This window comes from Bacillus sp. FSL R12-0074 (assembly GCF_038005725.1).
GTDB lineage: Bacteria > Bacillota > Bacilli > Bacillales > Bacillaceae_G > Bacillus_A > Bacillus_A mycoides.
The window spans coordinates 12,501-27,500 of the sequence record NZ_JBBOTR010000001.1 but is presented as its reverse complement, the minus strand read 5'-3'; the positions used below and the strand labels follow the sequence as shown (position 1 = coordinate 27,500).

At 38.9% G+C, this 15,000-nt stretch carries 14 protein-coding genes, 1 tRNA gene, 2 rRNA genes, 1 other RNA gene and 1 other annotated feature (2 of these 19 running past the window's edge); of the genes, 4 read left to right on the top strand and 14 right to left on the bottom strand.

Annotated elements, in window-relative coordinates; genetic code table 11:
• The 5 genes from recR to tadA all read right to left on the bottom strand — a co-directional run.
• A protein-coding gene (gene recR, locus NSS97_RS00135; RefSeq protein ID WP_002009629.1) for a recombination protein RecR crosses the window boundary here: on the bottom strand, positions 1–332 show its 5' portion. It extends 265 nt beyond the left edge of the window; the window shows 332 of its 597 coding nt (coding positions 1–332); it begins with the start codon at positions 330–332; the stop codon falls past the left edge of the window.
• Between the two features lie 14 nt (positions 333–346).
• Positions 347–673: a YbaB/EbfC family nucleoid-associated protein gene (locus tag NSS97_RS00130; RefSeq protein ID WP_170935248.1), complete on the bottom strand. Its 327-nt coding sequence runs from the start codon at positions 671–673 to the stop codon at positions 347–349.
• Positions 674–698: 25 nt separating this feature from the next.
• Positions 699–2,387 (bottom strand): DNA polymerase III subunit gamma/tau, encoded by a 1,689-nt coding sequence (dnaX, locus tag NSS97_RS00125; RefSeq protein ID WP_002029302.1) that lies wholly within the window; start codon positions 2,385–2,387, stop codon positions 699–701.
• Positions 2,388–2,519: 132 nt separating this feature from the next.
• Positions 2,520–2,784, bottom strand: an RNA gene (ffs, locus tag NSS97_RS00120) — signal recognition particle sRNA large type.
• Between the two features lie 78 nt (positions 2,785–2,862).
• Positions 2,863–3,357 carry a tRNA adenosine(34) deaminase TadA gene (tadA, locus tag NSS97_RS00115; protein WP_002029304.1) on the bottom strand — a complete coding sequence of 165 codons (495 nt, stop codon included), beginning with the start codon at positions 3,355–3,357 and terminating at the stop codon, positions 2,863–2,865.
• Between the two features lie 106 nt (positions 3,358–3,463).
• Here tadA and NSS97_RS00110 point away from each other — a divergent pair, with 106 nt between their 5' ends.
• The 3 genes from NSS97_RS00110 to NSS97_RS00100 all read left to right on the top strand — a co-directional run bounded on the left by NSS97_RS00110 (position 3,464) and on the right by NSS97_RS00100 (position 5,433).
• The gene (locus NSS97_RS00110) at positions 3,464–4,003 is read left to right on the top strand and encodes an isochorismatase family cysteine hydrolase (RefSeq protein WP_002130738.1); all 540 of its coding nucleotides are present in this window, start codon (positions 3,464–3,466) and stop codon (positions 4,001–4,003) included.
• A 123-nt stretch (positions 4,004–4,126) separates the two neighbouring features.
• Positions 4,127–4,762, top strand: coding sequence for a deoxynucleoside kinase (locus NSS97_RS00105; protein ID WP_002170085.1), 636 nt, complete (start codon positions 4,127–4,129; stop codon positions 4,760–4,762).
• 2 nt (positions 4,763–4,764) lie between these two features.
• Positions 4,765–5,433 (top strand): deoxynucleoside kinase, encoded by a 669-nt coding sequence (locus tag NSS97_RS00100; protein ID WP_044441760.1) that lies wholly within the window; start codon positions 4,765–4,767, stop codon positions 5,431–5,433.
• A 35-nt stretch (positions 5,434–5,468) separates the two neighbouring features.
• Here the strand turns inward: NSS97_RS00100 and NSS97_RS00095 are convergent, their stop codons facing one another.
• From NSS97_RS00095 to guaB, 7 genes are all read right to left on the bottom strand, one after another.
• Positions 5,469–5,864, bottom strand: a complete 396-nt coding sequence (locus tag NSS97_RS00095) for a DUF3797 domain-containing protein (protein WP_044441762.1) — start codon at positions 5,862–5,864, stop codon at positions 5,469–5,471.
• Between the two features lie 166 nt (positions 5,865–6,030).
• A tRNA-Ser gene (locus NSS97_RS00090) sits at positions 6,031–6,123 on the bottom strand.
• A gap of 154 nt (positions 6,124–6,277) precedes the next feature.
• Complete coding sequence (gene serS, locus NSS97_RS00085) at positions 6,278–7,552, bottom strand: serine--tRNA ligase (protein WP_002009617.1); 1,275 nt, start codon at positions 7,550–7,552, stop codon at positions 6,278–6,280.
• A gap of 51 nt (positions 7,553–7,603) precedes the next feature.
• Positions 7,604–7,824, bottom strand: a binding site (T-box leader).
• 54 nt (positions 7,825–7,878) lie between these two features.
• Complete coding sequence (gene pdxT / locus NSS97_RS00080) at positions 7,879–8,469, bottom strand: pyridoxal 5'-phosphate synthase glutaminase subunit PdxT (RefSeq protein WP_002063361.1); 591 nt, start codon at positions 8,467–8,469, stop codon at positions 7,879–7,881.
• An 18-nt stretch (positions 8,470–8,487) separates the two neighbouring features.
• A complete protein-coding gene (gene pdxS, locus NSS97_RS00075) occupies positions 8,488–9,375 on the bottom strand; it encodes a pyridoxal 5'-phosphate synthase lyase subunit PdxS (RefSeq protein WP_002009615.1) in 888 nt (295 codons plus the stop codon).
• A 159-nt stretch (positions 9,376–9,534) separates the two neighbouring features.
• Positions 9,535–10,845 (bottom strand): D-alanyl-D-alanine carboxypeptidase family protein, encoded by a 1,311-nt coding sequence (locus NSS97_RS00070; protein ID WP_152630538.1) that lies wholly within the window; start codon positions 10,843–10,845, stop codon positions 9,535–9,537.
• A 113-nt stretch (positions 10,846–10,958) separates the two neighbouring features.
• Positions 10,959–12,422 (bottom strand): IMP dehydrogenase, encoded by a 1,464-nt coding sequence (guaB, locus tag NSS97_RS00065; protein ID WP_002107266.1) that lies wholly within the window; start codon positions 12,420–12,422, stop codon positions 10,959–10,961.
• A gap of 115 nt (positions 12,423–12,537) precedes the next feature.
• Here guaB and NSS97_RS00060 point away from each other — a divergent pair, with 115 nt between their 5' ends.
• Complete coding sequence (locus NSS97_RS00060) at positions 12,538–13,539, top strand: YaaC family protein (RefSeq protein WP_002009610.1); 1,002 nt, start codon at positions 12,538–12,540, stop codon at positions 13,537–13,539.
• Positions 13,540–13,574: 35 nt separating this feature from the next.
• Here the strand turns inward: NSS97_RS00060 and rrf are convergent.
• Both rrf and NSS97_RS00050 read right to left on the bottom strand, forming a co-directional pair.
• Positions 13,575–13,690, bottom strand: a 5S ribosomal RNA gene (rrf, locus tag NSS97_RS00055).
• Positions 13,691–13,739: 49 nt separating this feature from the next.
• Positions 13,740–15,000 (bottom strand): 23S ribosomal RNA (locus NSS97_RS00050); it runs 1,661 nt beyond the window's last position.

Here is a 15,000-nt window from a genome sequence, read left to right as displayed (position 1 = left end):
ATGGCACCACGCAAAACATGATATACACCTTGATATTCTTTCATTTTTTCCATCGCAATTACATCTTTCGGCTCTTGTACTACACAAACAACCGATTGATCCCTATGCGAATCGTCACAAATATAACAAGGATCGCGGTCAGTGATATGTCCGCACACAGAACAATACGCTAAATCTCGCTTTGCATTCACAAGTGCTTTCGCAAAACCTAGTACATCATCCTCTTTCATATCTAACACGAAGAATGCCAATCGAACCGCTGTTTTCGGTCCAATTCCTGGCAACTTCATAAAACTATCGATTAATTTTGATATCGGTTCTGGATAATGCATATATCAATATCCTCCTAGAACATTCCACCTGGTAAGTTCATGCCTTTTGTAAATTTGCCCATTGTAGAGTTTGAAAGTTCATCAACCTTTTTAAGTGCATCATTCGTTGCAGCTAATACTAAGTCTTGTAACATTTCGATATCTTCTGGATCTACAACTTCTTCTTTAATTTTCACTTCAAGAACTTGCTTATGACCATTTGCAATAACAGTAACCATTCCGCCGCCAGCTGTACCTTCAACTGTTTTTTCGCCAAGCTCTTCTTGCGCCTTCGCCATGTCCTTTTGCATCTTTTGCATTTGTTTCATCATATTATTCATATTTCCCATTCCGCCACGCATCATAATTAATTCCTCCTCATTATTATTACTCTTTTATTTCAATAAGTTCTTGCCCTACTAATTTTACAGCCTCTTCTATAAGAGGATCTTCTTTTTGTTCTGGGCTTTCTTCAGAATCCCCGCCTTCGCGTTGTAAAAAGTCTTCACGAATTTTACCCCATTCACTTTTTGGGATAGCAATCATATTTAACCTTTTACTTAACAATTCAAAAAGGGTTTGTTCCAATGTATCCATCGCTTCTCGATTTTCACTAGCCATTTTGCAATGAATCTCATATTGAAATGCTAACACATAGGTATCATCCGAAGCCGCAACTGGTTCACTATTTTCTAATAAAACAGCAAATGCTACTTTGTTATGTGACTTGAGCCTTCCTAATAATTCGCCCCATACAGCTTTTAACTGTTCTAAATCTTGACGCTTCGCTTGCTTTAACACTTCATTCACACGTCCAACAGGAATTTTCATACTTCCTGTTCGTACCGGTTTTGGTGTTGCCCGCGTCTCTCTTACTTCCTGCTGCACACCAGCTGGCACGCCATTCTTTTTAACTTGCTCTAACTCTTTCTCCAACTGCTGCATCCTGTTCATAATCGCTTGTAAACGATCTGCGCCGTTTGCTTGCATCATAAACTGCTGACACAGTTGCACCATAACAACTTCCAAGAATATTCTTGGATGGTTTGTCCACTTCATCTCCTGTTGTCCCTTACTAAGGGTATGAATAATTTCATAGATTACTTCCGGTTGCATTTCTTCACTTAACGTACGGAATTGATCATCTACAATTACCCGTTCCAACATATGTTCTAATTGTGGTGAAGTTTGATATAAAAGCATATCACGATAGTAGTAAATGAAATCCTCCATAAAGCGAACTGGATCTTTCCCTTTACTCATCATCTCATCTATAATACGTAACGCTCTTGATACATCATTTTCACGTATACATTCTACCAGGTCACCCAAATATCGCTGAGATACAGATCCTGTTACAGCTAAAACATCTTCACTCGTCACCGTCTCATCACTATAAGAAATAGCTTGATCAATAAGACTGAGCGCATCACGCATACCACCTTCGGCGGCACGCGCTACGATTTGTAACGCTTCATCTTCTACTTGCGTACCTTCATTTGTCACGACCGTCGATAATCTCTCAACGATATCATTTACTGATATCTTTCGAAACTCAAAACGCTGACAACGCGAAATAATTGTAGCTGGAATTTTATGCGGTTCTGTTGTCGCCAGAATAAAAATAACATGTCCTGGCGGCTCTTCTAAAGTTTTCAAAAGCGCATTAAAGGCACCCATAGAAAGCATGTGAACTTCATCAATAATGTATACTTTATATCCTACAGCACTTGGAGCATATTTTACTTTATCTCTTATATCTCGAATTTCATCTACACCGTTATTTGAAGCCGCATCAATTTCTAATACATCTGAAATAGACCCTTGTGTAATTCCTAAACAAGAAGGACATTCATTACAAGGTTCAGCTACCGGGGCGTGTTCACAGTTAATTGCCTTTGCAAATACTTTTGCAATTGTCGTTTTCCCTGTTCCCCTCGGACCCGAAAACAAATAAGCATGTGAAGCTTTCTCTTGAAGAAGGGCATTTTGCAACGTTTTTGTCACGTGCTTTTGACCGACTACATCTTCGAATTTTTGCGGTCTCCATGTTCGGTATAACGCTTGGTATGACACGAAAATACGGCCTCCCTCAAAGGTTATTATCTTATTTATTATAACCCATTCTGTTTATAGATTCCAAAAGTTATTTTCCATACAAAAAACTCACCTTTATATAAAGGTGAGTTTTGTATACATATATAACTGCCGTGCACCTTCTGTCGATTACGTACCATAAGCGTTACTCAAGCAGTTAGCTCGGTTCAGGCACTCCTGCGGCACACGAGAAAACCCGCTTATTGCTGCTTCCTTCCGGACCTGACAAGGTTCACGGGGTCCCGTTGCGCAGGACCCAAACGTCAACACCACTTACTTAAGGCAGACCTTACAGCAACATAACCTCGAGAAGGGATTCAGCCTCGCTAGAGCGGATTGCGAGTATAGGGCACCGCTACCTCCCCGCTTAGCACGGCAAAGTTAAAACCAATATTCGGTTGCCTTGGATAAGGCATTATCAGTATAACTTGTTTTTTTACAAAATGCAAATACGTTAGTTACCATTACTTTTCTCTAGTTTTTTCACTTCTTTTCTTTTCTTACGAAGCTCCCTAAAAAAAATCGTTAACAACGTACCACATTCTTCTTCAAGTACACCAGGCACTACTTCACACTGATGATTAAAACGCTCATCAGTTAAAAGATTCATCAACGTACCTGCACATCCACCTTTCGGATCGCTCGCACCATATACAACCCGTTTTATACGCGATAAAACAATTCCCCCTGCACACATTGGGCAAGGTTCTAATGTTACATATAACGTTGCATCTTCTAAACGCCATGTCCCTAATTTTTTGCAAGCTTCATCAATAGCTAAGAGTTCGGCGTGAGCTATTGATCTCTGTTCAGTTTCTCTTAAGTTATGTGCGACACTAATCACTTCACCATCTAGCACAATTACAGCACCAATTGGTACCTCTTGTATCGCCTCCGCCTTCTTCGCTTCCTCTATTGCTAACTGCATAAAATATATATCTCGCTCCATAATATAGTCCTTTCACCAAAAATAAAATACACTTTTTCATTTCTTGCAGGTGGGATAACTTTTACAAATTCAATCCAACCTAAAGAAGAAAGAGAGGGAATTACATATGAAAAATACTGCCTTACTCATTATCGATATGATTAATGATTTTCAATTCTCCCACGGACCCATCCTGGCACAGAAATGTGAAATTATAAAGAACCCCATTTTACAATTAAAGGACACCATGAAATCATTGGGCTATCCGATAATTTATGTCAATGATCACTATCAACTTTGGAGATCTGATATTGATCAACTTATCACCCATTGTACAAATGAGTATAGTAAAAATATTATCGAGGCCATTGCTCCGCATACTGACGATTACATTTTTATTAAACCACATTACTCTGCTTTTTATGAAACACCTTTGAATTCTTTATTAGGTTATTTAAAAATCGAAAATCTCATTTTAACAGGAATTGCCGGGAACATATGCATCCTTTTTACAGCTAATGATGCCCATATGAGAAATTATACACTTTATGTACCACGGGATTGCATCGCTTCTAATAACGAGCAAGATAATGAACATGCTTTAAAAATAATGGAAGCCACATTAAAGGCAAATATTGTACCGTCATCCCAAATAAAATTTAATTAATACATATCTATTTTCTAACTTTTTATATCAAATTAGTCCGCTCGCTCCCCTCTTGTGCTACAATAATTCTGTTTTGTGTTTTTAGTAGTCACGGTAAATCACTGATTGAAAGGAGGAAACAGCGTGACCGGAGTACCATTTATCACGGTTGAAGGACCAATTGGTGTTGGAAAAACTTCACTTGCGAAGGAACTTTCAACTCACATGCAACTCCACTTACTAAAAGAGATTGTTGATGAAAATCCTTTTTTAGGAAAATTCTACGAAGACATCGACGAATGGAGTTTTCAAACAGAGATGTTCTTTCTTTGTAATAGATACAAACAACTAGAGGATATTAACATAAAGTATTTGAATCAAAGAAAGCCTGTAGTAGCAGATTATCATATATTTAAAAATTTAATTTTTGCATCCCGTACATTAAAAGATTCTCAATATGACAAGTACATGCAAATTTATCGCATTCTTACGCAAGATATGCCTGTGCCAAATGTCATCGTTTATTTAACAGCGAGCCTAGAAACATTACAAAAACGAATTGCCATGCGCGGAAGAGAATTCGAAAAAAATATGGATCCAAATTACTTGCTACAGCTTACAAAAGATTACGAAACAGCAATGGATGCTTTCAAAAAGGACCATCCAGATATTCCAGTATTGAAATTTAATGGAGACGATATGGATTTTGTAAGAAATCATGATGATTTAAATGTCATCTTATCAGCTCTTCAAAATACTCTCTTGAAGGAGTCGAAATAACAATGAATTTAAGGCAAAAATATGATATACCAAATGATGCAGTTATCACTATTGCTGGAACAGTAGGTGTCGGTAAATCAACTATGACAACTGCATTGGCTAACTCTTTAGGTTATCGTACATCTTTTGAAAAAGTAGATTCCAACCCATATTTGGACAAGTTCTATGCCGATTTCACACGCTGGAGCTTTCACTTACAAGTGTACTTTTTAGCAGAACGATTTAAAGAACAAAAAAGAATTTTCGAATATGGTGGCGGTTTTGTTCAAGATCGTTCTATCTATGAGGACACTGGTATTTTCGCAAAAATGCATTACGAAAAGGGTACAATGACTGAAACTGATTATGAAACATACAAAGGTTTATTTGATGCTATGGTCATGACTCCTTACTTCCCTCATCCAGACTTATTAATTTACCTAGAAGGTTCTTTTGATGATATTGTCGATCGTATTCAAGAACGAGGACGTCCCATGGAGCAGCAAACACCAATTGAATATTGGAAAGAGATGCATGGACGTTACGATAACTGGATTAATAACTTTAATTCATGCCCTGTTTTACGATTAAACATTAATGAATACGATATTTTAAAAGATGGCGATTCAATCGAACCAATCATTAAAAAAATTGGACATTTTTTAAAACAAACACGTAAACTTGTAAAATAAAAAACCCGTGCATATGCACGGGTTTTCCTATGAAATTACTTTTTCTTTTTTGTCGGAGCAATAATTTCACTCTCTGGCTTTCCAGCATTAATACGCTGACGAACAGTACTCGTACTAATATCATATGTTTCAGCAATCTCTTTAACAGTCAATTCTTTCCCATTAATTACTGCTGTTAGTAATTTCCCTGTACGTTTTGGAGTTACTTCTTTTTGCGCAGCTGGTTTTTCAGCTTCTTTTGGTACCTCTACTTTTTTTGCAACCTGTTTTACATCACAAGTGCAACCACAAAGTTTACGGAATGTATCATCACTTATAATGCGCGACACATTTGCACCACTGTTTAAAATTCTATTGTTCTTACAGACAGGACATTGTACATAATATAAAGTTTTTCCATCTAAAGGAAACGTTTGTATAATAAGATCCATGTTAACTCCTTTCATATCTATGAAGATAATCATCGGAATATGAGTGTGTAATAAGGACACTATATCCTTACATCATACTTTATGATTGGTTTTAAAATAAAAACTCGTTACGTGTTGGTAACGAGTTCTCCAATCTCCACTTATATGCGCTGTTGTCAATTATATCTGGAGGAGGTAGAGGGATTCGAACCCCCGCGCGACTCTCGCCGCCTGTCGGTTTTCAAGACCGATCCCTTCAGCCAGACTTGGGTATACCTCCATATTGACATCAAATATAATATCAAAAGAAAAACAGTTAGTCAACCCTACTATAATAAATTATGAGGAAAGGAAAATTTTACTTCCCCTCTCCTTTATGACACTGCTGACAACGTCCATAATTACCAATCACTCATACCGATGAATGTTTTAACTTATTTAATAACTGTTTTTCCTCCCATATAAGGGCGAAGAACTTCTGGAATTATAATTGTACCATCTTCTTGTTGGTAGTTCTCTAAAATAGCTGCCACTGTACGTCCAATTGCAAGACCAGATCCATTTAGTGTATGAACATGCTCCGGTTTACCATTTGGCTCACGACGGAAACGGATATTCGCGCGTCTCGCTTGGAATGCCTCAAAATTACTACAAGAAGAAATTTCACGATATGTACCATAGCTTGGAATCCATACTTCAATATCGTATTTCTTCGCTGCTGTAAATCCTAAATCTCCTGTACACATGCTCATAACGCGATATGGCAACTCTAATAATTGTAACACGCGCTCTGCATCATTTGTTAATTTTTCTAACTCTTCGTAAGAATCTTCTGGTTTCACGAACTTCACAAGTTCAACTTTATTAAATTGGTGTTGGCGAATTAAACCACGTGTATCACGACCAGCTGAACCTGCTTCAGAACGGAAGCATGAGCTAAACGCAGCATATCGTATCGGCAATTGCTCTTTACTCACAATCTCATCACGATGCATATTCGTTACAGGTACTTCAGCTGTTGGGATTAGGAAATAATCTTCACTTTCAATACGGAATGCATCTTCTTCAAACTTTGGAAGTTGTCCTGTTCCTGTCATACTTGCACGGTTTACCATATAAGGAGGCAATACTTCCTCATATCCATGCTCATCAGTATGAAGGTCAAGCATAAAGCTAATCAAAGCACGTTCTAATCTTGCACCAGCACCTTTGTAAAATACAAATCGGCTTCCTGTTACTTTCCCAGCACGTTCAAAATCTAAAATCCCTAAATCAGTAGCAAGGTCCCAATGCGGTTTTGGCTCATAAGTAAATTCTTTCACTTCTCCCCAAGTACGTGCTACTACGTTATCATCCTCTGTTTCACCTATTGGAGCAGATTCATGAGGGATATTTGGGATAGATAGCATTAATCTTTCTAAATCTTCTTCAACTGTACGAAGCTCATTATCAAGATCTTTTACTTTTTCCCCAACTTCACGCATTTCTAGAATTAGAGCTTCCGCATCTTTCTTTTCACGCTTTAATACTGAAATTTGTTGAGATACTTCGTTACGTTTACTTTTTAATTCTTCTGTTTGAACAAGTAGCTCTCTTCTTCTCGTATCAAGTTCTTCAAAACGACCAAAATCCGTTAAATCTTCGCCTCTATGCTGTAATTTTGCTTTTACTTCTTCAAAATTCGTACGTAAAAATTTAATATCAAGCATTATATACTCCTCCTTTTATTTTATAAAACACAAAAAACTCCCGTCCCTATACAAAGGGACGGGAGTTAACCCGCGTTGCCACCCTAGTTGAAAGCATTATCGCTTTCCTCTCAAGTAGAAATAACGGCTCTTCACCGGGAATGTTTACTAATCAAAAGATATTCCACATTCCATTCCAGGATGGATTCACAAACTGTTTCTATCGATTTCCACCAACCATCGACTCTCTATAAGAAACAACATCTGTTACTACTTCCTATCAACACGCTTATTTTATAAAATTGTTATCATCAATTTACTATAATCTTATACAAGTTGCAAGTTACTTATACAACTTTTTTCATTTTCGCTTCTTTTACCATTTCTACAAAGTATGCTGTTACACGATGATCATCCGTTAATTCCGGATGGAAAGAAGCAGCTAAAAACGGCCCTTGCCTTACCGCTACCATTCGCTCGCCATGCATAGAAAGTACTTCAACATCATCAGCTACATTTACAACATACGGAGCACGGATAAATACACCAACAAAGTCTTCTCCCACACCTTTCATTGAAAGTGCAGCTTCAAAACTATCTTTTTGGCGTCCGAACGCATTGCGCTCAACCGTAATATCCATAGCACCAATATGTGCTTCTTCATAGCCAATAAGTGTTTTCGCAAGAAGAATCATTCCTGCACATGTACCAAACATTGGTTTACCAGACTTCGCAAATGTACGAAGAGGCTCCATGAAAGCATACTTATCAATAAGACGGCGCATTGTTGTACTTTCACCGCCTGGTAAAATAAGACCATCAATCTCTTCAAGTTGCTCTATACGCTTTACAACAACAGCTTCTGCACCACTTGCCTCAACTGATTTTACATGCTCACGAACTGCACCTTGAAGACCTAGTACACCGATTTTCACCATTTTAAAGATCTCCTTTAATTACCATCCACGCTCTTGCATGCGTTGTTCTGGTAATAACGTTGAAATTTCGATACCTTTCATTGCATTACCTAATCCTTTAGAAAGGCTTGCAATTAGTTCGTAATCTTCATAATGAGTCGTTGCTTCAACGATTGCACGTGCAAATTTCTCTGGGTTCTCTGATTTGAAGATACCAGATCCAACAAATACACCATCAGCACCAAGTTGCATCATTAACGCTGCATCTGCTGGTGTTGCTACACCACCTGCTGCAAAGTTTACAACTGGCAGGCGACCAAGGCGTTTAATTTCAAGTAGTACTTCATAAGGAGCACCAGTATTTTTTGCATATGTCATTAACTCATCTTCACGTAGACTTGCAACTTGACGGATTTCTGCATTGACTTGGCGCATATGACGCACTGCCTCTACAATGTTTCCTGTTCCAGGTTCACCTTTTGTACGAAGCATAGCTGCACCTTCTGCAATACGACGTGCAGCTTCTCCGATATCGCGGCAACCACATACAAACGGAACTGTGTAATCACGTTTATTTAAATGGTATACTTCATCAGCAGGAGTCAATACTTCACTCTCATCGATATAGTCTACCCCTAATGATTCTAATACACGTGCTTCTACAAGGTGACCGATACGACATTTTGCCATAACCGGAATTGATACAGCACCCATAACTTCTTCAACAATTGTTGGATCTGCCATACGAGAAACGCCACCTGCTGCACGAATATCTGCAGGTACACGCTCTAATGCCATAACAGCAACTGCGCCTGCCTCTTCTGCAATCCTTGCTTGCTCAGCGTTAACTACGTCCATAATAACGCCGCCTTTTTGCATTTCTGCCATTCCACGTTTTACACGTTCTGTCCCTGTTACATTTGTCATGTACAAAAACCCCCCTAGGTGAATTGCTTTCCCCGTTAAAGAAGAAAATTAAGAATACTCTTACATTCTACCACTAACTATCTGATGCTTGTCTACTACTTTTTCATAAAGTCGGTATGAAAAATAGGAATAAGAAAAAGCTCCTACAATGAGGAGCTTTTAAAACCAACCTTTTACTGTATCAATAGCACCATTCCACATACCACTAAAGAAAGAACCAATTCCGCGCATAGAACGTGTAAACCAGCCTGCCTCTTCTACTTCAGATTTTGTTACAAGGTCTACTTGTAATGATTTTCCTGATAAAAATCCAGGATCATTACTATCTTTAGACGTTACAACCATTTGTCCAAGTGCAACTCCCTTTTTCAGAGGTGCTTCTTGTCCCTTATTTCTTTCTTTAAATTCTGTTTTATAAACGTCTTTACTTCCCTTTGGCACCGGAAGTGAAACAGCTTGCTTCGTTTGAACTGCCACATCTTTATCTTTCGCATTTTCAACTCTTACTGTTTCTCTTCCTTTAACCGAAGAACCTTTTTCATACATTTTCTTCATTTCAAAGCTAGCAAAGCCATAATCATATAATTTCTTTGTCTCATCAAATCTTGCCGTGTGAGATTTTGTTTTAATAACTACAGAAATGAAACGCATACCATTTCTTTCAATCGTACCAGTGAAACAATCTCCTGCTTCTGGAGTTGATCCTGTTTTCAGACCATCTACGCCTTCGTATTCCTTAATTAACCCCTTTAACATCCAGTTCCAGTTAGGCATTTCAATCCGATCCGGAGTACCTTCACGGAATACTTTTTTTGAAATTTTTGCTATGTCTAATGTTTTAGGGAAATCTTGAATAAGACGTTGTGCTAAAATTGCTACATCTCTCGCAGACATTTTATTTTCTTCATCTGGAGTTGTCCCTTCAGGATGGTGTCCTTTTAAATCTTTGTTCGTTAAGCCCGTAGAATTTACAAACTTATAATTTTTTAATCCAAACTCTTTCGATTTATCATTCATCATTTTTACAAAGTCTACTTCTTTTCCAGCAACTGCTTCAGCTAACGCTATCGTTGCACCATTAGCAGAATAAATTGCCATTGCTTCGTATAGCTCTTTTACTGTATAAGATTCACCATTTCGTAGAGGCACATTCGATAATGAACGATCTTGCGAAATGTTATACGCATATTCGGAAACCTTAACTTTTTGATCCCATTTTAGTTTCCCTTTCGCAATAGCCTCGTTCACTAGGTATTCACTCATCATTTTTGTCATACTAGCAATTGATAATAACTCATCTGCATTTTTTTGATATAAAATCTTCCCAGAATTCGCTTCTACTAAAATTGCCGCACCTGCTTCAATGTTTAAAGCGGCTCCTGTTTCTGCTGATGCATTGCTATATGGTACAAGCATGCTACAAGCTATTGTAAGCACTGTTACCAACGCAATGAATCTTTTGCAAAACATACCTTTCACTTTTGCTACCCCCAATATCTATGTACTCACATAACCGTTATTCTAACATAATCAAAAAAAAATAGACAGAGATATCAAATCTCTGTCTATTTGTATATAAGACATTACAATGAGTAGTTTGGAGCCTCTTTTGTAATCTGTACGTGATGAGGATGGCTTTCACGTAAACCTGCACCTGACATACGAATGAACTGTGCATTCTCACGTAAGAATTCTAAATTCTGCGCTCCGCAATATCCCATACCTGCACGTAATCCACCAACTAATTGATGAACTGTATCTGCTAAAGGTCCTTTATATGGTACTCGTCCTTCAATACCTTCAGGAACAAGTTTTTTGTTTCCTTCTTGGAAGTAACGATCTTTACTTCCTTTTTCCATCGCTCCAACAGAACCCATACCACGATATACTTTAAATTGGCGACCTTGGTAAATTTCAGTTTCTCCAGGGCTTTCAGCAACACCAGCAAACATACTACCTAGCATAACAACGTGTGCTCCTGCTGCTAAAGCTTTAACCATATCACCAGAGTACTTAACACCGCCATCAGCAATAACTGGAATACCGTGTTTACGAGCTTCTGTTGCACAATCATAAACTGCTGTTAATTGTGGTACACCAACACCAGCTACAACACGCGTTGTACAAATAGAACCTGGTCCAATACCAACTTTAACTACGTTTGCACCAGCCTCAATTAATGCTTTCGTTGCTTCAGCTGTAGCAACATTTCCAGCGATAATATTTAGTGCTGGATATTTCGCACGAACTTCTTTTACTTTTTCAATAACACCTTTAGAATGCCCATGAGCTGTATCAAGTACAATTGCATCTACGCTAGCTTTTACTAATGCATCGATACGAAGCATTGCATCAGCCGTTACACCAACAGCTGCTCCAACTAATAAGCGTCCTTGCTTATCTTTAGCAGAGTTTGGGAATTCAATTACTTTTTCAATATCTTTTATTGTAATAAGCCCTTGTAATACACCGTTATTATCAACAAGAGGGAGCTTTTCAATTTTATACTTTTGTAGGATTTTTTCAGCTTCTTCCAGTGTAGTACCAACTGGAGCTGTAATTAACTGTTCTTTTGTCATTACGTCAGAAATTTTGATTGAGTAGTCTTGGATGAAACGCATATCACGGTTTGTAATAATACCAACTAATTTTCGCTCATCTAAATTATTTACAACTGGTACACCTGAGATACGATATTTTCCCATAAGATGTTCTGCATCATATACTTGATGTTCTGGAGTTAAGAAGAAAGGATCTGAAATAACGCCGCTTTCAGAGCGCTTTACTTTATCAACTTGCTCTGCTTGTTGCTCAATAGACATATTCTTATGAATAATTCCTAAACCGCCTTGGCGAGCCATTGCAATAGCCATGTCAGCTTCTGTTACTGTATCCATTCCTGCACTAATTAACGGGATGTTTAGCTGTAAGCTTTCAGATAAAACTGTTTTAACACTTACTTCTCTTGGTAATATATCTGACCTCGCTGGTACAAGTAATACATCATCAAAAGTCAAACCTTCTTTAACAAATTTAGATTCCCACATAATTGTTCCCCCCATGATACCAGAAATTATTATTAGTAGCTTATCAATTGGTTAAAATACTGTCAAGGACGTATATATATGTTAGAATTTTTAGACAATAAAAGGAGCGTAATATATGCATCAAACACATTGTACTTGGCAGCAATTAAGTTTCTTTTTTTCATCTCAAAATGTACAACGTTATCTTGCCCGTTGTTATGAAAAATCCTCCATACAAGATGCTGAAAAAAAAAGTTTTGAAAACTGTTATCCCTTTATTTACTACTTAGAACACGGGAAAAATTATTATGAATTATATAAGGTGGCCCCCTTTTCGATTCAGCCGATGTTGTTATTTTATGGAATTAGCCAACTGTTTAAAGCTTGCTTGTTAACTATTGATCCTAACTACCCAGAATCAACTACTGTTTTAGCTCATGGCGTTACGACTCGTAAACGGAAAAAACAGGGGTATCAATTTTTAGAAGATGAGGTGAAAATTCAGAAAAACGGATTGTTTACTCACGTTGCAGAACAACTGTTTCACATGAAACACTTAGAAGCGGAGAAGTTTAATATGTTAGAGCTAATGGGGAATATTCCTGAATTACAAAATTTGTTGCGCTATAGTCAAAAAGTATCAACTTTATATAAGATCGATTCAACAAATAAAAATGAGCTCTCCTTTTCAGTCAATATATTAGATCGACTACATATGACTAAAGAGCGATTTTCTCGTTACATCGAAACAACTTGTAAGCATTTATCAATACAACACGTACCTGAGAAAAATAATGAATTAAATTTGTTTTTTTCGGCACCTATTCAATCATGGAATCCTATGTATAGTACACCTTTATACTATGAGCATCTTACTGACACTTATTATTTACCACTTACGACTGACCCTAGAAACTCTAAGCCAGTGTTGCCTGAGCTCCTTGTTCATTATTTATTGCTCTATAATTTAAGTATGATTTCTAGGTATGAAACAGATTGGTGGTATGACTTACTTGGAAGCTATGGATCTGAAGATTATCCGTTTATTTATCAATTTCTCAATATTTCTGCTCAAAAAATCCCTTACTATATTTCAGCATTTTTACTAACGGAATCCAACCTATTTCATGGGAAATAAAAAAACACGAGTCAAATGACTCGTGTTTTTATCTTGCTTGGCGACGTCCTACTCTCACAGGGACAAGGTCCCAACTACCATCGGCGCTAGAGAGCTTAACTTCCGTGTTCGGTATGGGAACGGGTGTGACCTCTCTGCCATCATCACCAAACTATGAAGGTATATTCCTTCAAAACTAGATAACATTTGCTTCATATTATATGGTTAAGTCCTCGATCTATTAGTATTCGTCAGCTCCACATGTCACCATGCTTCCACCTCGAACCTATCAACCTGATCATCTTTCAGGGATCTTACTAGCTTACGCTATGGGAAATCTCATCTTGAGGGGGGCTTCATGCTTAGATGCTTTCAGCACTTATCCCTTCCGCACATAGCTACCCAGCTATGCCCTTGGCAGAACAACTGGTACACCAGCGGTGCGTCCATCCCGGTCCTCTCGTACTAAGGACAGCTCCTCTCAAATTTCCTGCGCCCACGACGGATAGGGACCGAACTGTCTCACGACGTTCTGAACCCAGCTCGCGTACCGCTTTAATGGGCGAACAGCCCAACCCTTGGGACCGACTACAGCCCCAGGATGCGATGAGCCGACATCGAGGTGCCAAACCTCCCCGTCGATGTGGACTCTTGGGGGAGATAAGCCTGTTATCCCCGGGGTAGCTTTTATCCGTTGAGCGATGGCCCTTCCATGCGGAACCACCGGATCACTAAGCCCGACTTTCGTCCCTGCTCGACTTGTAGGTCTCGCAGTCAAGCTCCCTTATGCCTTTGCACTCTACGAATGATTTCCAACCATTCTGAGGGAACCTTTGGGCGCCTCCGTTACACTTTAGGAGGCGACCGCCCCAGTCAAACTGCCCACCTGACACTGTCTCCCGGGTCGATGAGACCCGTAGGTTAGAATTTCAATACAGTCAGGGCGGTATCCCACCAGCGCCTCCACCGAAGCTAGCGCTCCGGTTTCAATGGCTCCCGCCTATCCTGTACAAACTGTACCAAAATTCAATATCAGGCTACAGTAAAGCTCCACGGGGTCTTTCCGTCCTGTCGCGGGTAACCTGCATCTTCACAGGTACTATAATTTCACCGAGTCTCTGGTTGAGACAGTGCCCAAATCGTTACACCTTTCGTGCGGGTCGGAACTTACCCGACAAGGAATTTCGCTACCTTAGGACCGTTATAGTTACGGCCGCCGTTTACTGGGGCTTCAGTTCAGAGCTTCGCTTACGCTAACCCCTCTCCTTAACCTTCCAGCACCGGGCAGGTGTCAGCCCCTATACTTCGCCTTACGGCTTCGCAGAGACCTGTGTTTTTGCTAAACAGTCGCTTGGGCCTATTCACTGCGGCTTTCCGTTAAGAAAGCACCCCTTCTCCCGAAGTTACGGGGTCATTTTGCCGAGTTCCTTAACCAGAGTTCTCTCGCACACCTTAGGATTCTCTCCTCGCCTACCTGTGTCG

What these genes read in the sequence shown, in the direction of transcription:
- serS (WP_002009617.1), bottom strand. Translation starts at nt 7,552, where the DNA reads ATGCTTGATATTAAATTTTTACGTACGAATTTTGAAGAAGTAAAAGCA.
- tadA (WP_002029304.1), bottom strand. Translation starts at nt 3,357, where the DNA reads ATGGAGCGAGATATATATTTTATGCAGTTAGCAATAGAGGAAGCGAAG.
- pdxS (WP_002009615.1), bottom strand. Translation starts at nt 9,375, where the DNA reads ATGACAAATGTAACAGGGACAGAACGTGTAAAACGTGGAATGGCAGAA.
- NSS97_RS00100 (WP_044441760.1), top strand. Translation starts at nt 4,765, where the DNA reads ATGAATTTAAGGCAAAAATATGATATACCAAATGATGCAGTTATCACT.
- NSS97_RS00070 (WP_152630538.1), bottom strand. Translation starts at nt 10,845, where the DNA reads ATGTTTTGCAAAAGATTCATTGCGTTGGTAACAGTGCTTACAATAGCT.
- NSS97_RS00110 (WP_002130738.1), top strand. Translation starts at nt 3,464, where the DNA reads ATGAAAAATACTGCCTTACTCATTATCGATATGATTAATGATTTTCAA.
- guaB (WP_002107266.1), bottom strand. Translation starts at nt 12,422, where the DNA reads ATGTGGGAATCTAAATTTGTTAAAGAAGGTTTGACTTTTGATGATGTA.
- NSS97_RS00060 (WP_002009610.1), top strand. Translation starts at nt 12,538, where the DNA reads ATGCATCAAACACATTGTACTTGGCAGCAATTAAGTTTCTTTTTTTCA.
- pdxT (WP_002063361.1), bottom strand. Translation starts at nt 8,469, where the DNA reads ATGGTGAAAATCGGTGTACTAGGTCTTCAAGGTGCAGTTCGTGAGCAT.
- NSS97_RS00130 (WP_170935248.1), bottom strand. Translation starts at nt 673, where the DNA reads ATGCGTGGCGGAATGGGAAATATGAATAATATGATGAAACAAATGCAA.
- NSS97_RS00095 (WP_044441762.1), bottom strand. Translation starts at nt 5,864, where the DNA reads ATGGATCTTATTATACAAACGTTTCCTTTAGATGGAAAAACTTTATAT.